Source organism: Pseudomonadota bacterium, from assembly GCA_022361155.1.
Lineage (GTDB): Bacteria > Myxococcota_A > Polyangia > Polyangiales > JAKSBK01 > JAKSBK01.
Genome location: JAKSBK010000196.1, coordinates 1 through 20,795 on the forward strand (window position 1 = coordinate 1; position 20,795 = coordinate 20,795).

Genomic DNA, 20,795 nt, shown 5'->3' on the forward strand with positions numbered 1-20,795 from the left:
GGGGCTCACTTCTCGTGAACGCCGGTGGGTCACTTCTGCCGAGCGTCCTAGGAGAGAGCCCTCCCGCCGAATCGCGTGAGAGTAGGGACGGCACTCCGACTGGCTGGCTCGGCGTGCGTTCAGGGACATCAGCTCCGCGGGCACATACGCGAGCGCACCACCGCGGGGCAGGCGCTCCCGCACAAAGCGCTCGATCTCGGCGCGAGCGCCCTGACCCACTTCGTCCTCGGCACACGCGTCCCACAACCTGAACAGCTGCGCCCGCAAAGCACGTGAATGCGAGTCAGCTTGTCTCGGATGTTCCGGATGTTGTCGTCCCGCCTGGCCGATCTGTATGCGCCGTACATGAGCTCGGCGCGCACGAGGATGCTGGTTGAGATCTGGTCGTCCGGCGTAACCCAGTTCAGGCGCCGCTGAACCGACTCAACGCCGTTCAGCGCGTGAATGATCGCGTTCGTATCGAGAAGCCAGTTCACAACCCGGAAGGCGGAACCTTGCTGCCGCCAGACTTCCTGCTTTCGCGCAGGACCTCAAGAATGTCTTCAGCCGATTCACCACGCCACCCTCCACCAGAGGCGAGAAAATCGCCCAATGGTGTCTCGTCCTTGTGTTCCTTGACAGCGCGCAACTCGACAGCCATGTCGTTTATGCGGACGAGTACGGGTCTCCTCGGATCCCTGCGCAACGCCTCCAGCGCGTCCTGGATTGTCGTCTTTTCCGCTGGCTGTGCCATGATCACCAGTATACTTCGGAATTGAGGCAAGTGCCTATGAGCGGTCGCGCGGCGCGTCTTTGCGGGAAGGCGTCAGCATTCTGCGGGCTACGATCGCTCCTCAAGCAATCGAAACCGAGGACCGCCATGCCGGTGGCGAATCTCGCCAGCGAATTCACGCAAGCAGCTTACGGGCGTCGCCTACCGCCGGCCAGCGGACTCTCCGAGCAGGCAGAGCGCAGCAGCCGCAAGCATCCCCTGGAGCGCATCTAGCGTCGGCGCCGGGGTTCGATGTACACGGTAGCTATGGAGGGAACGCCGTGTACGGAGGCAGGCCTTGGGCCGAGTTGCGGGGCTCTACTGGGCACCCTGCTCGATGAGCGCAGGCCATCGGTGGGGAAGCAGCTCGTCGAGCCGTCGATGCGGCCAGGAGTCGAGACGGGGGAGGATGTCCGCGATGTAGCTTCCGGCGCCCACCGCCAGATGCCCTTGCCGGGATGGATACGCCCAGCGTTACTCTTTCCCGCACCGAAACCAACCACGCCGGCGTTGGCCTCTGGACCGCATGCACGCGGCGGCAGTTGGGGGATCCCACGACGGTATAGAGTTTCATTTGGCACCTGCTCCTTGCTTGCCAAGCCCGCCTCGCAAGCGGACTTGGCCAAAACACTTGTTATTTGCAACCGTTTAGCCCAACAGATTTCATTTTGCAAGCATTTTGTCTCCCGTGCGCTTGGAATCGGCTATGCTGAGGCCACGTGCCACCCACCTCCAAAGGCCGACGCTCGGCCTGCCCGCTAGACTATGCACTCGATGTGTTCGGGGACCGCTGGACGCTGCTGGTCGTGCGGGATCTGCTGTTCTTCCAGCGTGTCCGCTTCGCGGAACTGCTGCAAGCGGGCGAGGGGATCGCGACCAACATCCTAGCGGACCGGCTGCGGAAGCTCGAAGCCAAAGGGGTCGTGAATCGGCGGCCGGATCCGAACAACGGCCGCCAGGTCTTGTACTCGCTCACGGATAAGGGCCTCGCGCTCGCGCCCCTGATGGTCGAAATCATCCGCTGGAGCGCACGCTTCGACCCGGAGACCGCAGTGCCCAAGGAGCTCCAGGAACGACTCGGGCACGATCGCGAGGGCTACCTGCGCGAGCTGCTGGCGCAGGCCAAGGACGAACCAACCACGTGATCGCTAGCGGAGCTCTGTGTGCTTCCCGACCCATCGCCTTTGTTGTTCGTGAGCTTTGTGGCCGTGGTCTTGGTAGTGGTGGTTGCGCTGGTTTGCGGCGCGCGTAGCGCGGAGACAGACGCCGTGGGCAAGCGGCAGGCGACACTGCGGGCAGCCCTGTTTCTTGGTGGCTGGCTGCTGCTGACCGGCGGGCTGGGGCTGTCGCGCGTGCTGCAGGATTTCTCTATGCCGCCCAAAGCGCCGATGTTGTTCTTGGCGATGATGGCCGCCACCGTCGGCCTGGGGCGATCCCGGTACGGCGCAAAGCTAGCAACTCGGCTGCCCTTGTGGTTCCTGGTCGGCATCCATGTCTTCCGACTGCCGCTGGAGCTCGTCATGCACCGCGCGCACACCGAAGGCATCATGCCAGTACAAATGAGCTTCTCCGGCCTCAACTTCGACATCGTGACCGGAGTCCTTGCCGTGGTTTGCGGCACGCTCGCCTGGCGCAACCGGCTTGCGCCAGGCGTGGCCAAGAGCTTCAACTGGATCGGTCTCGGCCTGCTGGTCAATGTACTGGTGATCGCGATCGCGTCCATGCCCACCCCGCTGCGCGTGTTCATGAACGAACCGCCCAACGTATGGGTCGCCCACTTCCCCTTCATCTGGCTGCCCGCGGTCCTCGTGCAGACCGCGCTGCTCAGCCACGTGCTCCTCTTCCGCCGCCTGGCCTCGAGGTCCGGCGGTACCTGACCTCGCTGAACGAATGGCGCCGCGCCTCCTTAGCCTGAAGTTCCCCTGACGCCGGCCGGCGACCTGCCCCGCCTTGAGGCTTGAGTACGCCACGGCGGGTGCGGTGGGTGCGGCCGGCAGGAACGTAGCTAGGCCGCGACCGCTGCCAGAGCCAGCGACACATAGTTGCTCGGCGTCACGCCCATCTTGATCACGAAATAGCCCGAGACCAGCAACGCGGCTGCAACGTAGCCTGACTTCATGGGTACGGCCACCGGAGCTCCTGGCTCGGGCTCCTTCATGAACATGAAGACGATCACACGCAGGTAGTAGTAGGCCCCTATCGCGCTGGTCAGCACGCCGATGATCGCCAGCCAAACCAGACCCCCGCCGGCCTGAACCGCAGCGTTGAAGACAAAGTACTTCCCGAAGAATCCCGCCGTCGGCGGAAAGCCCATGAGCGATAGCATCGCGATCACGAAGGGCAGCGCGGCGAGCGGATGACGCCGGCCGGCTCCGGCGAGATCCTCGTAGCTCACGGCCTCCTTACCCTTGGAGCCCATGGCTATCAGGGAACCGAAGCCCAGCACGTTGGAGACGGTGTACGCCATCAGGTAGTAGAGCACCGCCGAAGTTGCCAAATCCCCAACTCGAAATACGGCTACCAAGCCGACCAGAACGTAGCCGGCATGGGCGATCGAGGAGTACGCCAACATCCGCTTGACGCTGCTCTGGACGACGGCGGCGAGGTTTCCGTAGATCATCGTCACCACAGCCAGGCCGGCCAACAGCGGCGGCCAGCCCGCGGCCATGCTGAGCGACAGCGGGTCCGCAAAGCAGGTGAGCAGCACGCGAACCATTACGCCGAACGCGGCCGCCTTGACCGCGACCGACATGAACGTGGTCGCGGGGGTGACCGCACCCTCGTACGCGTCGGGTGTCCACATGTGGAAGGGAACCGCGCTGACCTTGAACCCCAGACCCACCACGAGCAACAGCAGCGCCAGGATGGTCAGGCGCATGTCCGCTTGCCCGGTGCTTACCTGCTGTGCGATGCCCGCGAGATCGGTGTGACCGGTGGCTCCATAGAGCAGCGCGGAACCAAAAAGCAGGATGGCCGCCGCAAACGACCCCAGGAGAAAGTACTTGATGGCGCCCTCGGCTGCGCGCGGGCTCGTACGCCGGAAGCCTACGAGGCAATAGACACCGAGCGACATGGTCTCGAGACCGAGGAAGACCGAAAGCAGATCCGTGGCCGCAACGACCACCATGGCGCCAAACGCGCTGAACAGCATGATGGTGTAGAACTCGCCGCGTTCGAGCCCATGCTCGCGCAGGTAGCCTCCAGCCAAGAGGGCGGAAAGCGCTCCGCCGGCGCAGACCGTGATGTTGAAGAACTGGGCGAGACCATCCACCGCAAGATAGGGAGCGATCGGCCAAGGCAAGGGGTCGGGCGGTCCGCCATGCCACACCGCGCCCGCGAGACCACCCGCAGCCACCAGGATCACGGCTGTGAGCGTCGCCAGCTCGGCGCGCTCCTTGGTAAACGCGTCCACGAGCATCATGGCGCAGCCGCCGGCCAACACGCACAGCAGCGGTGAGATCGCAATCCACAGACTCATGGGTGGCGGCCTACCTTGGTGCCCGCCGCGGCACTCGCTAGAGGACCTACCGGTTCCGGGCGGACCGCCCGTGCGTGGTCAGCCGCGAGCGCCGGTTGCTGGATCGCCGTCTTGAAGGCGACCGCGCGCTCGGGCAGGAGTTGCCCGCGTCCGGGTCCTCGCGGCCCACCCGCCATCAGCTTGGCGCGGTAGCTGGCCATGAACTCGTCCACCGAGGGCTCCATGCTCTTCAGGAACATGTTGGGAAAGACACCTATCCAGAAAATCAACACCACCATGGGTGAGAGCGCCAGCCATTCGCGCGTGCTGAGATCCGCCAGATTCCTGTTTTGATCCTTGTCGAGCGGACCCCAGAAGACCTTCAGGACCGCATGCAGCATGTAGATCGCCGCGAGAATCACGCCGGTCGCCGCAAACAAGGTGAAGACTCGGTTGTGCGGGCGCAGCAGCTCGGAGACGAACGAGCCCGACAGGATCATGAATTCGCCTACAAAGCCGTTGGTTCCGGGCAAGCCCACAGAGCTCATGGTGACGATGACGAACACGAGGCAATACGAAGGCATCACCTGCGCGAGCCCGCCAAACTCGCCGAGGTCCCGGGTGTGGCGTCTCTCGTAGATCACACCCACCAAAAGGAAGAGCGCGCCCGTGGAAATCCCGTGACTGACCATCTGCAAAATCGCGCCCGATACGCCATGCTGCGTGATGCTGAAGATGCCGAGCATGACGAAGCCCAGGTGACTCACGGAGCTGTAGGCGACCAGCTTCTTGATGTCCTGCTGGGCCCACGCACACCATGCCCCGTAGATGATTCCGATCACGGCCAGCAACGCCAAGGTGGGGCCCAGATGGTGGCTGGCAAGCGGAAACAACGGCATCGCAAAGCGCAAGAAGCCATAGCCGCCGAGCTTCAGAAGCACCGCCGCCAGAATCACCGAGCCCCCGGTGGGAGCCTGCACATGGGCGTCCGGAAGCCAGGTGTGAAACGGAAACATCGGAACCTTGATGGCAAACGCCAAGGCGAACGCCAAGAAGAGCCAGACCTGTGCGCTGAAGGGCAGCATGACCCGGTTCAGCTCGACCCAATCGAAACTGTAGGAACCGGAGAGCTCTCGGTACTGCGCCACGAGGTACAGCACAGCGACCAGCATCAGCAAGCTGCCGACCATGGTATACAGGAAGAACTTGACCGCGGCGTAGACCCTCTCCGGACCGCCCCAAACGCCGATAATCAGATACATCGGCACCAGCATCAGTTCCCAGAACACGTAGAACAGGAACAGGTCCAGGGCGAGGAACGCGCCGAGCATTCCTGCCTCGAGCAGCAGAAACGAAAGCGCATACTCCTTTATCTTGGTGTCGATGGCGGTCCACGAAGCATGGGTGGCGATGAGCGTGGAAAGCGTCGTCAGCAACACGAGCCACAGCGAGATGCCGTCGACCCCGAGGTGGTACGAGATGCCGAAGTGCTCGACGAGGAGGTGCTTTTCGACGAACTGGAACCGAGCCGTCGTGTAGTCGCCCCCGAGAAGCCACAGGGAAAGCAGGAACTCCAGCAGCATCGCGGCCACGGTAAAGCGGCGGATGGTTGCCACCGACTGCCGGGGCATGAACAAGACCACCAGCGCACTCAAGAAGGGCAGTCCGATGAGCACCGACAACAGATACTCGGTCATAGGACGCCTCCCTGCAGGGGTCGCGCCAGGGCGGCGTGGCCCGTTCCAGGGGGGCGAGCCCGGGCTGTGCGCACGCCCGCGACCCCCTCGGCCAGCTGCACGTCGGCATGCGTGGTCGCCTGGTAGCCGAACGCGTTGCGCACCGCAACGGTCGACCGGATCACACCCACGGCAGTCAACATCGCGTCCCCGAGCCTGACGGACTCGCCGTGCTCCAGACGAAAGGGCTCGGCCAGCGGCCCTTCGTAGCCAATCACGCGCGCACCGTTGGGTCGAATCGCGAGGCCGCCGTCCTCGGCCACGAGATACGGCGGCGTGCCATCCCCCTCGGGCCGGCGCCAGTCGCCGAGCCGACTGATAGGCACGTAAAAGACCTGTCCCGGCTCCAAGGTGATCTCACGCAGTCCCCGGATGCCCGTCCCCAGAAACCGAACCACGATTCCATCGAAGCGCTCCCCTTTTTCGTAGCGATGCGTTGCTTCGGGCACGCGACTCCACCCGGTATCAAAATGCCCGTCGGAATCAAAATCGAAGCGGTACTCGTAGCCGAGGCCGCTGCCTGCCACGAGCTTGATTTGGTCCCCGTCTTGCGTGCCATCGAGGTCGGCATGCGGCATGACGAGCCACCAGGCCACGGCAGCCATGCCCGCGACCATGACGGCCCCATACATGTGCACCAGGCCCGTTTGAAGGCGAGTCATTACGAAACCCGCGGCCTGAACGGTCCAAGCGGTGAGACGAGTCAGCAGCCAATCAACGAAGACCTTGTCGAGGGTGGCTGAGAGGGCGGCGAGCTGCCTATTGGCCCACAACACGCTTACCTCGTACAGCTCATCGACGCGCCACTTGTCCATGAGCAAACGATGCAACCCGGGCAGCAAGCGCGCGAGTACGGCAGCGGGCCTGCCCTGCGCCACGAAGTAGCACAAAAAGGCCAGTCCGAAGCCCACGACGAATGCTGCCGTGCCGCCAGCCATCGCGATCCAGGGTGCGTTGCTGATCGAATGGCCGCCATGCGAGCCCGGCTCGTGGATCGTGCCGAGCGACGGTGCAAGCCAGTCGCCCCAAAGCGTGATGTGAAACAAGTGCGCGCCCAGCAGTCCCACAAAGAGCGCACCGAGACCCAGCACGACCAGCGGCACGGTCATCGCGGCGGGCGACTCGTGGGGCTCGGCGTGTCCAGCGTCGTGGCTCGCGTCGCCGTGCGCACCCGGCTCATGCGCATGCGGTTCGGATGCGTGCGGTTCGGATGCGTGCGGTTCGGATGAACCAGCGCCTCGGTACTCGCCAGAGAAGCACATGAAATAGAGGCGAAACATGTAGAACGCGGTCATGGCCGCAGCGGCGGCCAACACCCCGAAAACGATCCAACCGAGCTGGGGCGCAAACGAAAAATAGGAGCCGGTGCTGATCGCCCCGAGCAGGATTTCGTCCTTGGAGAAGAAGCCGCTGGTCAAGGGGAAGCCCGCAATGGCCATGCAGCTGACCAAAAACGTCCAGCGGGTGGTGGGCATGTACCTGCGCAGCCCTCCCAGCTCACGGATGTCGGCGTCGCCGTGCGCGCCGACAGCATGCATCACCGAACCGGCCCCCAGAAACAGGCACGCCTTGAAGAACGCGTGCGTGAAAACGTGAAAGAAGCCCGCCGAAAAGGCCCCAACGCCCGTTGCGGCCACCATGAAGCCCAGCTGGCTGACGGTGGAATAAGCGAGCACCCGCTTGATCTGGTTCTGGACGCAGCCGATCGTGGCTGCCAGAAACGCTGTCAGGGCTCCGACGATAGCCACCACCGCCATGGCCTCGGGCGCCATGGCGAACACCGGCGACATACGGCAAATCAGATAGACGCCCGCGGTGACCATGGTGGCAGCGTGAATCAAGGCCGAAACCGGTGTGGGGCCGGCCATGGCATCAGGGAGCCAAACAAAAAGCGGTATCTGAGCGCTCTTGCCGGTGCAGCCCAGGAAGAGAAACAGCGCCGCAGCGGTCGCCACGCTCACGCCCAGAGGCTCCAGTCCAAAGCTCGCCGGCTCCGAAAGCGCACCCTTGGCTGCATTGATCTCGCTGAACTCAAAGGAGTGGGTGGCCGCCACCAACAGCAGCATCGCGACGAGCACACCGAAGTCGCCAATGCGGTTTGCCACAAAAGCCTTGCGACCCGCATCGGCGTAGTCGGGGTTGTGCCACCAGAAACCGATCAGAAGGTAGCTGCACAGGCCCACGCCCTCCCAGCCTACGAACATCAGCGGCAGATTGCTGCCGAGGACCAGGATGAGCATCGAGGCCATGAACAGATTCAAGTAGGAAAAGAACCGCGCGTAGGAAGGTTCCTCCGACATGTAGCCGGTGCTGTAGACGTGGATGAGCAAACCAATGCCGGTAACTACCAGCGTCATGACCCCGCTGAGCGCGTCCATGGCAAAGCGGATGCGCACCGGTACGTCGCTGCCGCCAAAGCTCAGGGAAAACCACTCGTAGACGTCGTATATCAGCGCTGGGTTGCCGGCAGAGGCCTCGCCGCGCAAAGCAACGAGCCGCAGGAAGCTGACGAGCGCCAGCAGGAACGCGGCCGCGATCGAGCCCACCCCCACGGTATGCACCGTAGTCCGCGAGGCATGACGCCCGGTCGTGCCATTGATGATGGCCCCCAACAAGGGAAGCAACACGATCCACAACAGGGCTCGGTCGAGATTCAAGCCGGCGCTGACCATGGTTTCCATACTCGTAGCGCCTCAGCCCCGATTCCTTGACGCGCGCATGTCTTGTTGATCCGACGCCATTAGTGCCTCAGTGCGTCGACCTGGTCCGTGCGCACGGTCTTGCTGACCCGGAATAGCGCTATGACGATGGCGAGACCCACGGCCGCCTCGGCCGCTGCCACCGCGATCACGAAAAAAGCAAACAGCTGGCCGGCGTGATCCGCCGGAGCCCAGCGGTTGAACGCCACCAGGCACAGATTGACGGCATTGAGCATCAGCTCGATCGACATGAGCTGGATGAGCACGTTGCGCCGTGTCAGAAACCCGCAAGCGCCGATGCCAAAAATGACCGAGGCCAGTGCCAGGTAGTTGCCGAGGCTGATGTCCATCCGCGCTCCTACGCTTCGTTGGGCCACCGGCGAGTGGGTGGGGAGTTGCAGTTGCAGGACCCGAGCATCAGGAACCACCGGGCGTGGGAGCTTCGGCTTCAAGGCGGCGCCCCCGGGCGGCACGCTCGTGGCGGGTTCTGCGTTCGCCCCCCGAGCGGCCACGCGCGACCGCGACCGCTCCAACCACCGCGACGAGAAGCAGCACCGACACGAGCTCGAAGGGCACGATTGCCTTTTGGAACAGTTCCCGAGAGACGGCGACGACGCCGCCGAACTGGCTGCAGTCGGCCCCGGCCGCGGGTGGACAGATCGCGACGCCGACGCGCGCAGGGCGATGCTCGAGCAGTGAAAACGCCAGCAACGCGGTGAGGATCACCATCAAGCACAGGCTCAGGGTCTTGCTCATCAACCCGCGCGTATCGCGTTCCGGGGTCGGGGTCGGGCCGATCAGCATGATTACGAACACGAACAGGACGACGACGGCGCCTGCGTACACGATCAGCTGCAGCGCGGCCAGCAGATGAGCGTGCAGGCTGAGGTAGAGTCCGGCAAGTGCCAGAATATGCGCAAGCAGTCCCATGGCCGCGCGGATCGGGTTCTTGAAAACGACGGTTGCCAGCGCGGCCAGAAGCGCGATAAGGCCCGAGAAGAAGAACAGGGCTCCACCGGCGATGCTCACGCTGGACCCCCGGTAACGAGCGCTTCGGACGATGACCCTAGTCGAGTTGCCTCGATGCCGCCCGCCTTTACAGCTGCTACGAATTCGCCCCTGAATCGTTGGACAATGCTCAGCAGCGGCGTGGCAGCGCCGTCGGCGAAGGCGCAGATCGTGTTGCCCATCATGTTGTTGGCGATGTCTACGAGCAAATCGACGTCTTCGGCGCGACCCCGCCCGTGGCACAACCCCTCGACCACATCGAGCAGCCAGCCGCAGCCTTCGCGGCACGGGGTGCACTGGCCGCAGGACTCGTGTTTGTAGAAGTGCATGAGATTGCGGGCAACGTCGACCATGTCGACCGAGCTGTCCATAACGATCGCACAGCAGGTGCCCAGCATGCTCCCGAGCGCCCGGTAGGTGTCTACACCCATGGGCACGTCCAAGTGGCTCTTGCCGTGCCACTGGTGCAGGGGGTGCTTTGGATCGGGTGCGACTACGAGATCCTCCTCGCGCATGACCGGCGTTGACGAGCCGCCGGGGATCACACCCTTGAGCGGGCGATCGTCGTGCAGCATGCCTCCGCCCAGGTCGAAGATGAGCTCGCGCAACGTCAGGCCCACACACGCCTCGTAGATGCCTGGCGTCTTGACGTGTCCGCTGACCCCGAACAGACGCGAGCCACCGTCGTTCGGCAGTGAGCTAAGCGCAGCCCATTGCTTGCCTCCCATCCGCACGACGTCCGGGACCGCCGCGATGGTCTCGACGTTGTTGACGATGGTGGGCTGCGCAAATGCCCCCTTTACGGCCGGAAAGGGAGGCTTGTAGCGAGGCTCTCCGCGCAGACCCTCCAGGGAGTTGAGCAGCGAGGTTTCCTCACCGCAAATATACGCGCCGGCGCCGATATGGACGTAGATCTGCAGCTCATGATCGATACCGAAGGGGCGCTTGCCGAGGTAACCTCTTAGATGCGCCTCCTGGATCGCGGCTTCAAGGCGCTCGATAGATTCTACGAGCTCGCAGCGCACGTAGATGTAGCAGCAGTGCGAGCCGAGCGCGTACATGGAGATGACGCACCCTTCAAGCAGAAGGTGAGGGTCGCGCTCCATGATCGTGCGGTCCTTGAACGTGCCGGGCTCGCCCTCGTCGGCGTTGATCACCAAGTAGACACGCTGCCCCGGCTCAGGACGCAGAAAGCCCCACTTGACACCCGCCGGGAACCCGGCGCCGCCGCGTCCGCGGATGCAGGCGTCCTTGACCTCAGCGCGAATTTGCTCGGGAGCGCTCGTGGTGAGGGCGCGGCGCGCCACGCTGTAAGCGCCGTGCTGCTCGGCCACCCTTAGCGTCCAGCCATTGGGTAGGTCGTAGCGAGCGGTGAGTAGCTTGGGTGACTCGATCATGACCCGCCATCGCCGGAAGGTGGCTTTTGCACACGTGTGGGCTCTTCCTCGTCCCACTCGTCGGGCTGCTGAGGCGGCGGAGAGGGAATCGGTGGCCGGCGGCTTGCGCGTTGCCCGCGCGGCTGAGCAGCACGCGGATCGGGCTGCGAGCTGCGAGGCCCAGATTCGGGGGAGCCAGGCTTTCGGGAGTCAGGTTGCTCCGCATCGGGCTTGGCCTGCGCCGGCTTGGCCGGCAGCGAGCGGCGCAGCGCTGCAGGAGGCGGGGTGGAGCTGCCAACGCCTGCAGGCAGCGAGGATCTGCGCGCGGGCCTGCTCACGGAAGGACGCTGCGAAACGGCCCCAGCACCTCGGGTGGCCGGCCGTTTTGACGCCGGCAGCGAGCTGCGAGCCGGCGGCACCTGCGACGGCGTGGGCTTGCGGTAGGCAGGGCTGCTGGCGCGTGCAGCAGCGGCTTCGGAGCCCCTGGTCAAGTCGTCGGACGCGCCCGGGACCACGGGGGTCGTGCGCGCCGACGTCGGCGGAGCAGGCGACACGGGCGCCGCGCTCCTCGGAGCTGGCCGCGATCGACCGGCCTCGATGCGAGCGCCCGGCGTGGAGGGACGCGGCGGCAGTGAGCTGAGCGCCCTGCTGGCGGCCGCTCGCCCACCAGGGACTCCCAGCGAAGGGTGGGGAGCCGACCCGGTCTGGCTTGCCACTCTGTCCACGATCGCATCCAGCTTCTGGATGGTGAGGTTCTCGTGATACTCGTCGTTGAGCTGAATCATCGGTGCCTGGCCGCAAGCTGCCAAGCATTCGGCGGCCAGAAGGGTGAACTTGCCATCGCTGCTGGTCCCACCCAACCCGCAGCCCAGGCGTGCCTCGAGATGCTTCTGGATGGCTCGCGCGCCGCGCAGCTCGCACGACAGCGTCCGGCAGACCCAGATCACGTTTCTCGCCACCCGCTCTTGGTGGTACATGGTGTAGAACGTCACGACGCCGTGCACTTCACTGGGGTCCATGGCCAAGCGTTTCGATACATACGCCTTGACGTCGGGGCTTACCCAACCTTCCTGGCGCTGACAAAGATGCAACACGGGTATGCAAGCCGCGCGCTTGGTGGGGTAGCGAGTCAGCAGCTCGTCGACGATTCGTTCGGATTCGGCGGATAGCGTGAACGCCATGGCGTGCTCGCCGGGTATGATGCGCGCTGCTCCTGGATGGGCAGCCTATTGCTCACTGGATGGCTCGATATCCGGAGACCAACCCGGCCACAATCGGGGGCAATATGGCGCAACGCTAGGGAGCGGAGGGCCGTCTGTCAAGAACCGGCGAGCTCGCATCGGTCACAAGCCCCCGGCCGCGGCATCGAAGAGGCGGTTGCGGATCGATAAGGCGGTTGCGGATCGATAAGGCGGTTGCGGATCGATAAGGCGGTTGCGGATCGACAGCGCGGCTCGAAGTTGGTGGCCAAAGCGCTACGAATCACCCGGATGCTCGGGGAGGAACACTACCGTGACACGGGTCTGCTCGCCCTGCGAGGGGCGGAGAACGCGTGACACAAAAACGCACTCCGGTGCCAGCGCTCGGCCCGAGCCCGGCTCCCGAGTCGGGCAGCCTTGCATCCGCGCCACCTCGAACTCGCCGCCTCCGGGATCCTTGAGCCGCCGCCACCGCAGGCTCTGCGGTGGACGCGAGTTGTCAACTAGGGCGAGGGGCCGACCGGGGTGTCGTGCTGCCTCGACCCACGCGCCCGCCACGGTCCAGTCACGCCGGATAGGGGCAAAAACCGCCTCGCTCAGCGAGCCGCGCCCATCAAAGTCCAAGCCCGCGGTCAGGGCACGATGAACCCAGCGCTCGAAGCGGACGAACGCAGGCAGGTGCGGCCGCGCGAGCGATGCGCTCACCATCTCGCCTCGCGATCGACACGAGCAGGCAGCGGCCAGCAGCAGCAAGGACAGTACGAGACGAGGCCATGCGACTGCCGTCCAGCGCCTGTCGCTTGACGACGCGAGCAGACTGCGCAGGATCGGACACGGCATGTCCCAGTCACAAATGCTCCTCCTAGCTCTGATCGGCGTGCTCGTCTTCGTCCTGTGGTCCACAGCTCTGCACGTACGCGAGTACCGTCGTTCCCGCACGGTCCACCTCTGGGGCTTCAAGACCGAGGGCCCTACCGCGCGCAACCTAATAATGCTCCGTGTCGGCGTGTACGCGACGGGGCTGCTGATCGCCCTCAGCACATACCTGCTGGGACGACAGTAGCACCGGGAGGATATGGAGTAGGAGACAATGGTCGGGGCGATTGGATTCGAACCAACGACCCCTAGACCCCCAGTCTAGTGCGCTAACCAGGCTGCGCTACGCCCCGACCGGCCCTGGCGGATCCAAGGCCCAGCCACCATACACCCTGACGCTCGCAAGGCAAGGGCCCTTCAGGGGCTCACTAGTGCTCGCGGCCGGGAGTCCGATCCGGGGATTCGCCCGGGTAGGCCGCGGGCACGACCGCGCGCAGCGCGGCATCGACAAGAGGGTGCGCGAGCATGCGCGGTGGGGGCCGGGTCTCGGCGCCGACCCTCACCCCTCCTGGGGTCGGCGGAGAAACCCGGATCGAACGCACACGCGGAGGGTACTAGCGTGGCGGCTCCGAGCTCGCTCTGGAAGTGCCGCCGGCTCCCGTGGTCTTGTGGGGATTGAGGATGCCCTTGAGGACCTGACTGGGCTTGAAGGTCAGGACGCGGCGAGCGCAGATTGGAATCGGCTCGCCCGTCTGCGGATTGCGACCAATCCGCTGCTTCTTGTTCCGGACCACGAAATTGCCAAAGCCGGAAATCTTGATCTTCTCGCCCGCAGCCAGCACCTCTTTCATCGTGTCGAATACGGCTTCCACGAGCTCGGATGATTCCTTTTTCGAGACTCCACCCATTTTCTCGTAAATGCTGTCGACGATTTCAGCCTTCGTCACCAAGGCCTCCTTCATACAGCTCTAGCATACAAACACACCCGCGAAGAAACCTCAAGAGCCGGGGCTGTGCAGCTCGTATGCTAGGAGGTCCCAACGACGCCAGCGGACTAGTTGTTCATGGCGCCGGCTTCGATCCAGTCGGTCAGCTGCTTCAGGTCGCTGGCAGCCAAAGCCGTCATGCCCAACGGCATGGTTGCATCGCAGGTTGGCGAGGGCTTGAGCTTTTCGACCAGGTAGCTCTTGGCTGTGTCCGATGGCGTGACCAATACCTTGTTCGCACACATCGCCATCTTGTTGACGAACGCCTCGTAGGCCGTTGTCGCGTCGGTGAACGACAACCCCTTGGGAGCCATGGTCGGCTTGCCGTGGCAGCCGGCGTTGCTGCAGCGCCGCTGGTCTCCGTTGTCGAGCGCCGCAAAGACCTGGGTCCAGGTAGGAGCAGCGCCTCCACCCGCGCCTCCCGATCCCGCGCCGCCGGCCGAACCCCCAGCACCCGCGGCGCTGCCGCTGGCGCCGCCGGTTCCAGCCCCGCCTGCGCCGGTACCCGCGGCAGCCATGCCCCCGGCCGCCCCCACGCCAGCGGGAGCCATAGCGTCCTCGCCCCCGCAGCCGATCGCGCACAGCGCCGCACAGATCAATACGCACGACAGCCCGATAAGCTTACCCTTTCGCATGGCACCTCCTGTTGCGCAGCGAACTGTAGCCGAAAGCAACCCACTCTGTCCCAAATTAACGGCTAGCGCCCGGCAACAAACTCACACAGCGCTTCGAGCTCCTGCTCGGTGTTGTAGTAGTGAACGCTGGCACGAATCAACTCCTGCAGCCCGCGATCGGTCATGTCGAGCAACGTCGAGCTACGAGTCGCGATCGACACGTTGATGCGCCGCGCCCTGAGCGCCTCTTTGATCGAGCCGGCATGCTGACCGCGAACCCGAAAGCTGACTATTCCACAGCGGCGACTGCCAAGATCAAGCACCTCGACCCCGGGAAGTGCCCGAAGCCGGTCTCGCAGCATCTCGGCCAGGTGCACTACACGGGACTCGATCGCATCAAGCCCCAGGTCGCGGGCATAGTCGATGGCTGCACCCAGACCGATCGTGGCCGCCCAGTTACGCTCCCAACGCTCGAAGCGCTGCGCTGCCGGGCTCGGCCGGTAGCGGTCCGGTGCTACCCAGCTTGCCGAGTGTAGATCCAGCCGTGGCGGCTCGATTCGTTCCAACGCGCTCGAACGCACATAAAGAAAGCCGCTGCCTCTGGGGCCGCGCAGGTACTTGCGGCCGGTAGCCGACAAGAAATCGCAGCCGATGCGCTCGACATCGATTGGCATCTGTCCAACCGACTGGCAGGCGTCGAGCAGGTACAGAGCGCTCGAGTCCCGCGTGAGCCTACCGATGGCCTCCGCCGGATTAACCAGGCCGCCGTTCGTGGGCACGTGCGTGATCGACACGAGCTTGACGTTGCGGTCGAGCATCGCCGCCAGCGCGTCCAGCGATACCTGTCCGTGGCGATCCGAGGGAATGGCCTCGACCCTGGCACCGGTGTTACGGGCAACATGCAAATAGGCAATGTAGTTGCTCGCGTACTCGACCTGGCTGGTGAGTATTCGGTCGCCCGTCCCGAACTTTATTCCGTAGAAGACCGCTTCCCATGCCGCGGTCGCGCTCTCTACCAGCGCGATCTCCGCCGGTGAGCAGCCTAGCAGCCTGGCCGCAGCCAGGTAGGTCCGGCGCAGCTTGTTGCCTGCCCGTTCAGCGGCTTCGTAGCCTCCAATGCGGGCCTCGAGCTCCAGATGCGAAACCTGAGCGGCCACAACGGGCTGCGGCATCAGCGCGGCACCCGCATTGTTGAAGTGTATTACGTCGCGGCAGCCCGGGGTCTCGGTGCGCACTCGTTCGATGTCGATGGCCATGTTCCGATCCTATCCGGCCCAAGCGGAAATGGCATGCGCTCAGGCGCGCCACCGGGGTACCGGGGGGGGCACCAAGGGGGAGATGGGCCGTGGAGCACACCCGGGTCCTGGCCGCCTGAAACTACGGATCACACGTTTGGTCCGGGCTAGGTAGCCGGCCCCAGGGCTCGAGGGGAGCGCCTCACAGCGGCTCCACAACTCGGGTCGGACACCAGCGCAGGCGTGGAGCTCCTTGTCGATTCAGGGACGACGGTCCGGAAATTCGGATCGAATTTCCGGACCGTTGTACTAGGCTGCGCCCGATGCAAAGCATGAAGGCACTGGTCAAGTCCAAGCCCGAAATCGGTCTTTGGCTCGAAGACGTGCCGATTCCGGAAATCGGTATCGACGACGTCCTGGTCAAAGTGCTTCGCACGGGCATCTGTGGCACCGACCTACACATCTATAATTGGGACGGGTGGGCGCAAAAGACCATCCAGGTGCCCACGGTGATCGGCCACGAGTTCGTGGGCGAAGTGGCCGAGGTTGGCAGCAACGTCCCCGATCTCAAGCCAGGCGACGTGGTCAGCGGTGAGGGACACGTGGTCTGCGGCAAGTGCCGTAACTGCATGGCCGGGCGACGCCACTTGTGTGAGAAGACGCAAGGCATAGGCGTCAACCGGGCGGGCGCTTTCGCACAATACGTGGCACTGCCCCAAGCCAACATCTGGCGTCACGCGGCCGATCTCGATCGGGACGTCGAGGCCATCTTCGACCCCTTTGGAAACGCGGTGCACACGGCGCTGTCGTTCGACGTGCTCGGTGAAGACGTCTTGATCACGGGCGCCGGCCCCATCGGCCTAATGGCGGCCGCAGTCGCGCGCCACGCCGGCGCCCGCCACGTGGTCATCACCGACGTCAACGCCGACCGTCTCTCGATCGCCAAGAAGATGGGGGCGACTGTGGCCCTTGATGTACACAGGACGTCCATCGCGGAAATCCAGGTGCAGCTGGACATGAAGGAGGGCTTTGATGTCGGGCTCGAGATGAGCGGCAACCCGAGCGCTTTCAACGACATGCTCTCCAACATGTGCCACGGCGGCAAGATCGCGCTGCTGGGTCTGTTCGATAACGACGTGGCGATCGACTGGAGCCGGGTAGTCTCCAACATGTTGACCATCAAGGGCATCTACGGTCGCGAGATGTTCGAAACCTGGTACAAGATGACCGTGATGTTGCAGAGCGGGCTCAACATCGCGCCCGTGATCACGCATCGCTTCGGATTCACGGATTTCGAAAAGGGGTTCGAGGCTATGCGTGCAGGGGAATCCGGAAAAGTCGTGCTCAAGTGGGCGAACGGTTAGGCCGTGTTTTCTTCAATCCGCCGGCACATTCAAGATCAGTTGAATGAAATCCGCTCGAGTGGCCTGCAAAAGGACGAGCGCGCCATCACAACGCACCAGAAGTCCCGTGTCGGCATCGGTGAAGGCCGTGAAGTGCTCAATCTTTGTGCGAACAACTACCTCGGGCTGGCTGATCACCCCGAAGTCTTGGAGGCGGCGCACGCAGCGATCGATCGTTGGGGTTACGGCATGTCGTCGGTGCGCTTCATCTGCGGGACACAGGCCGTGCACAAGGAGCTCGAGCAGCGTCTGAGCCAGTTCGTGGGCAGCGAGGACACGATCTTGTATTCTTCCTGCTTTGACGCCAACGGCGGGCTGTTCGAGACGCTGTTGGGCTCCGAAGACGCCGTCATCAGCGACGAGCTCAATCACGCCAGCATCATCGACGGGATTCGGCTCTGCAAGGCCCGGCGCTTGCGTTTCAAGAACTGCGACATGCAGGATCTAGAGGCCCAGCTGGTCGCTGCGAAAGACGCCCGTTATCGTCTGATCGCAACGGACGGGGTGTTTTCCATGGATGGCTACGTGGCCAAGCTGGCCGAGATCTGTGATCTCGCGGATCGCTACGATGCGCTGGTCATGGTGGACGATTCCCACGCCACCGGCTTCATGGGCAAGACGGGACGCGGCAGCCACGAGCTACGCGACGTCATGGGCCGGGTGGACATCATCAGCAGCACGCTTGGAAAGGCTCTCGGCGGAGCGAGCGGCGGATTCGTGAGCGGGCCACGCGAAGTGGTGGAGCTTCTGCGGCAACGCTCACGGCCCTATCTGTTTTCCAACACGCTCTGTCCCATCATCGGCTCCGTGTCCATCAAGGTGCTCGACATGCTTTGTGCGAGCACGGCGCTCCGGGACCGGCTAGAGCGAAATACGATGCTGTTTCGCGAAGGGATGACAGCCCAGGGGTTCGAGGTGACCGCCGGCGAGCATCCCATCGTGCCCATCATGCTGGGGGACGCGCTCGTGGCGCAGCAAATGGCCGCCCGCATGCTCGCCAAGGGAGTATACGTAGTCGGTTTCTCGTATCCGGTCGTGCCCAAAGGCAAGGCGCGAATTCGCGTGCAGCTATCCGCGCTGCACACTGAGCAAGACTTGACCATGGCGATCGAGAAGTTCGCAGAAGTCAAGCGAGAGCTCGGGCTGTAGGTTCCTTGGGAATCGAAGCGGGTGTACGATGGAGCTCCGCACAGCCGGCGTGCGACCAAGAGCGGAGGAGTCGATGACGCAAGGTAGCCATGGAAACGGTGTTGGGCGCCAACCGCAGCCCCGGAAGCTGGGATGCGCAGCGGCGTTCGAGAGCAGCACACGAGTCTACGGGAGCATTTCGAAGACGCTCCCCAGGGTCTCGCTGTGGGTGGGTTGCCTGGGCCTGGGACTAGGCGCGGCGGCGTGCGACAAAAAAGAGGAAGCCGCCAAGACACAACCCGCCCCGGCAGCCGCGGCGGCGACTGCTGCCGAGCCCGAAAGCGAGGAGCAAAAGCTGCTCGAGCAGGCGAAGACCCTGTTTCAGCCTCTTCCAGCCGAGGCTGTTCACGCCAGCAACGCGCTGACCGAAGCCAAGATCAACCTGGGGCGCATCCTGTACTACGAACAACGGCTGTCCAAGAACCACGATCTGTCCTGTAACAGCTGCCACGACTTGACCAGCTACGGAGTGGATGTGCGCGAGCCCCCCGGTGCGCGCAAGACGTCCAAAGGCCACAAGGGGCAGCTCGGGGATCGCAACTCGCCGACGGTCTACAACGCGGCGCTTCACTTCGCGCAGTTCTGGGACGGCCGTGCAGCGGATGTCGAGGAGCAGGCCAAGGGGCCGATCCTGAACCCGGTGGAGATGGCCATGCCGAGCGAGGCGGCCGTGATCGCCGTGCTCAAGTCGATACCGGGCTACGCCAAGCTGTTCCAGGAGGCGTTCCCTGAGGACGCCGATCCCATCAACTACAACAATATCGGGCTGGCGATCGGCGCGTTCGAGCGCAAATTGATGACCCCCGGACCCTTCGACGACTACCTGAACGGAAACGAAAAGGCGCTGAGCGCGGCCCAGCAGGACGGGCTGCGCGCCTTCATGGAAGTGGGCTGCATCACCTGCCACAGCGGGCCGCTCCTGGGCGGCAACATGTACCAGAAGCTCGGCCTGCTCAAGCCCTACCCCAGCGAGGACGAGGGGCGCTACCGCGTCACCAAAAACGAGGGCGAGAAGTACTTCTTCAAGGTTCCAAGCCTACGCAACATCGCCAAGACCGCGCCGTACCTGCACGACGGCTCGCTTGCTGGATTAAAGGAGACGGTCGCCATCATGGCGGAGTATCAATCCACCGGCGGAAAGCAGGGCGACGACAAGGTGCAAGCGATCGTGGCCTTCCTCGACAGCCTGACGGGGACGATACCCTCGCAGTACATCGCCAAACCCGAGATGCCCGCCTCCGGTCCAAAGACCCCGAAACCAGATCCCACGTAGTCCGCGCACCAAGGAGGCGCTGCAGTCCGCGAACGCGGGTCAGGCTCCACTTCCCCGATGAAGGAAAGTGTGGGAAAGGTCTGCCATGAGCTTCCCTAAACGTGCAGCCAGTTTATTGATCCTCGTGTCAGGGTCGCTCCCTGGCCCTGACGGAACCGCGAAGGCGCAGGTGCCGCCCGCTTCCGGACCCGGCGGGTCAAAGGCGGCTCCTGCGCAAGCATCCGCGCAACAGACGCCACGACCCGCGGGGCGTGCCCCGTCCGGCGCGGATGGGAAGGCCGAGGAGATCGTCGTGACGGGCTCGAGAATCCGCACCAACGTGCTGGACAAGCAAGCCCCGATTATCGACATGTCCCGCACGGACCTAGACCGCAGCGGCGAGACCTCGGTCGGCGATCTGCTCCAGAAGCTGCCGGTATCCGGAGGCGCGCTCAATACCAAGTTCAACGACAGCGGGAACAACGGTTTTCCCCCGGACGGCAACGGTATTGGTGCCGGCTCGACGCAAGCCGACCTGCGTTACCTGGGTTCGAAGCGCGTGCTCGTGCTGGTCGACGGGGTGCGCTGGATCCAGGGTGCCTCCGCAAGCGGCGTGCCCTCCGCCACCGATCTCAACACGATCCCCATGGGCATGATCGAGCGCATCGAGGTGCTTCAGGACGGCGCCTCCCCCATCTACGGCTCGGACGCCATCGCGGGCGTGATCAACATCATTACCAGGAAGAACTACAGCGGCGCCTTTGCCACGGCGTACGCGGGTGGCTATGGCGACGCGATCGACGGGCCGGCCGGCCGCCAGCTGCAGCTCGACGGCTTTACCCAGCAGTACAACGTGGGCTGGGGCAACGTCAGCGACCGCATGTCGCTGCTCTTCGCCGCTTCCTTTGCGGACCAAAGGCGCGTCGTCACGGGCAACCGTGATGAGACGCGCTGGCCCATGCCCAACATGGTCGAGTGCAACAGCCGCTGCTCGTCGTACACACCCCAGGGGCGGATCGTGTTCACCGATCCCACTGCGCTGGACCCCACGACCGGCAGGCCCGTCCGCCACAAT

19 protein-coding genes, 1 tRNA gene and 1 pseudogene are annotated in these 20,795 nt (G+C 64.1%); 7 read left to right on the forward strand and 14 right to left on the reverse strand.

Annotated elements, in window-relative coordinates:
* Both MJD61_07135 and MJD61_07140 read right to left on the reverse strand, forming a co-directional pair.
* Positions 1-267 (reverse strand): hypothetical protein (locus tag MJD61_07135; GenBank protein MCG8555049.1); only part of this gene is annotated, 267 nt, incomplete at its 3' end.
* A gap of 205 nt (positions 268-472) precedes the next feature.
* Positions 473-733: a hypothetical protein gene (locus MJD61_07140; GenBank protein MCG8555050.1), complete on the reverse strand. Its 261-nt coding sequence runs from the start codon at positions 731-733 to the stop codon at positions 473-475.
* 737 nt (positions 734-1,470) lie between these two features.
* Between MJD61_07140 and MJD61_07145 the strand changes: the two genes are divergently transcribed.
* Both MJD61_07145 and MJD61_07150 read left to right on the forward strand, forming a co-directional pair.
* Positions 1,471-1,896, forward strand: coding sequence for a helix-turn-helix transcriptional regulator (locus MJD61_07145; GenBank protein ID MCG8555051.1), 426 nt, complete (start codon positions 1,471-1,473; stop codon positions 1,894-1,896).
* 18 nt (positions 1,897-1,914) lie between these two features.
* Entirely contained in the window at positions 1,915-2,628 is a 714-nt protein-coding gene (locus MJD61_07150; protein ID MCG8555052.1) for a hypothetical protein, read from the forward strand.
* A gap of 128 nt (positions 2,629-2,756) precedes the next feature.
* Here MJD61_07150 and MJD61_07155 read toward each other — a convergent pair whose 3' ends face one another.
* The 8 genes from MJD61_07155 to MJD61_07190 all read right to left on the reverse strand — a co-directional run bounded on the left by MJD61_07155 (position 2,757) and on the right by MJD61_07190 (position 13,066).
* Complete coding sequence (locus MJD61_07155) at positions 2,757-4,229, reverse strand: NADH-quinone oxidoreductase subunit N (GenBank protein MCG8555053.1); 1,473 nt, start codon at positions 4,227-4,229, stop codon at positions 2,757-2,759.
* Positions 4,226-5,905 (reverse strand): NADH-quinone oxidoreductase subunit M, encoded by a 1,680-nt coding sequence (locus MJD61_07160; GenBank protein ID MCG8555054.1) that lies wholly within the window; start codon positions 5,903-5,905, stop codon positions 4,226-4,228. The genes MJD61_07155 and MJD61_07160 overlap by 4 nt, the downstream gene beginning before the upstream one ends.
* Entirely contained in the window at positions 5,902-8,625 is a 2,724-nt protein-coding gene (gene nuoL, locus MJD61_07165; protein ID MCG8555055.1) for an NADH-quinone oxidoreductase subunit L, read from the reverse strand. The genes MJD61_07160 and nuoL overlap by 4 nt, the downstream gene beginning before the upstream one ends.
* 59 nt (positions 8,626-8,684) lie before the next feature.
* Positions 8,685-8,993, reverse strand: a complete 309-nt coding sequence (nuoK, locus tag MJD61_07170; protein MCG8555056.1) for an NADH-quinone oxidoreductase subunit NuoK — start codon at positions 8,991-8,993, stop codon at positions 8,685-8,687.
* A 67-nt stretch (positions 8,994-9,060) separates the two neighbouring features.
* Complete coding sequence (locus MJD61_07175; GenBank protein MCG8555057.1) at positions 9,061-9,672, reverse strand: NADH-quinone oxidoreductase subunit J; 612 nt, start codon at positions 9,670-9,672, stop codon at positions 9,061-9,063.
* Positions 9,669-11,048 carry an NADH-quinone oxidoreductase subunit NuoF gene (nuoF, locus tag MJD61_07180; protein MCG8555058.1) on the reverse strand — a complete coding sequence of 460 codons (1,380 nt, stop codon included), beginning with the start codon at positions 11,046-11,048 and terminating at the stop codon, positions 9,669-9,671. The genes MJD61_07175 and nuoF overlap by 4 nt, the downstream gene beginning before the upstream one ends.
* The gene (gene nuoE / locus MJD61_07185) at positions 11,045-12,208 is read right to left on the reverse strand and encodes an NADH-quinone oxidoreductase subunit NuoE (GenBank protein MCG8555059.1); all 1,164 of its coding nucleotides are present in this window, start codon (positions 12,206-12,208) and stop codon (positions 11,045-11,047) included. The genes nuoF and nuoE overlap by 4 nt, the downstream gene beginning before the upstream one ends.
* A gap of 294 nt (positions 12,209-12,502) precedes the next feature.
* Entirely contained in the window at positions 12,503-13,066 is a 564-nt protein-coding gene (locus MJD61_07190) for a hypothetical protein (protein MCG8555060.1), read from the reverse strand.
* Between MJD61_07190 and MJD61_07195 the strand changes: the two genes are divergently transcribed.
* On the forward strand, positions 13,065-13,289 hold the full coding sequence (locus tag MJD61_07195) for a hypothetical protein (GenBank protein MCG8555061.1): 225 nt from the start codon (positions 13,065-13,067) through the stop codon (positions 13,287-13,289). The two genes, MJD61_07190 and MJD61_07195, sit on opposite strands and share 2 nt — an antisense overlap.
* A 28-nt stretch (positions 13,290-13,317) precedes the next feature.
* On the opposite strand, the gene MJD61_07200 is transcribed toward MJD61_07195, so the two are convergent.
* From MJD61_07200 to MJD61_07215, 4 genes are all read right to left on the reverse strand, one after another.
* Positions 13,318-13,395, reverse strand: a tRNA-Pro gene (locus MJD61_07200).
* 261 nt (positions 13,396-13,656) lie between these two features.
* Entirely contained in the window at positions 13,657-13,989 is a 333-nt protein-coding gene (locus tag MJD61_07205) for an integration host factor subunit alpha (GenBank protein MCG8555062.1), read from the reverse strand.
* Between the two features lie 107 nt (positions 13,990-14,096).
* A complete protein-coding gene (locus MJD61_07210; protein MCG8555063.1) occupies positions 14,097-14,663 on the reverse strand; it encodes a hypothetical protein in 567 nt (188 codons plus the stop codon).
* A gap of 62 nt (positions 14,664-14,725) precedes the next feature.
* On the reverse strand, positions 14,726-15,898 hold the full coding sequence (locus MJD61_07215) for an aminotransferase class V-fold PLP-dependent enzyme (protein MCG8555064.1): 1,173 nt from the start codon (positions 15,896-15,898) through the stop codon (positions 14,726-14,728).
* Between the two features lie 311 nt (positions 15,899-16,209).
* Between MJD61_07215 and tdh the strand changes: the two genes are divergently transcribed.
* From tdh to MJD61_07235, 4 genes and pseudogenes are all read left to right on the forward strand, one after another.
* Complete coding sequence (tdh, locus tag MJD61_07220) at positions 16,210-17,241, forward strand: L-threonine 3-dehydrogenase (protein MCG8555065.1); 1,032 nt, start codon at positions 16,210-16,212, stop codon at positions 17,239-17,241.
* Positions 17,242-17,244: 3 nt separating this feature from the next.
* Complete coding sequence (kbl, locus tag MJD61_07225) at positions 17,245-18,429, forward strand: glycine C-acetyltransferase (GenBank protein MCG8555066.1); 1,185 nt, start codon at positions 17,245-17,247, stop codon at positions 18,427-18,429.
* Between the two features lie 73 nt (positions 18,430-18,502).
* A complete protein-coding gene (locus MJD61_07230) occupies positions 18,503-19,741 on the forward strand; it encodes a cytochrome-c peroxidase (protein MCG8555067.1) in 1,239 nt (412 codons plus the stop codon).
* A gap of 349 nt (positions 19,742-20,090) precedes the next feature.
* Positions 20,091-20,462, forward strand: a pseudogene (locus MJD61_07235) (TonB-dependent receptor plug domain-containing protein).
* Positions 20,463-20,795: the final 333 nt, after the last annotated feature.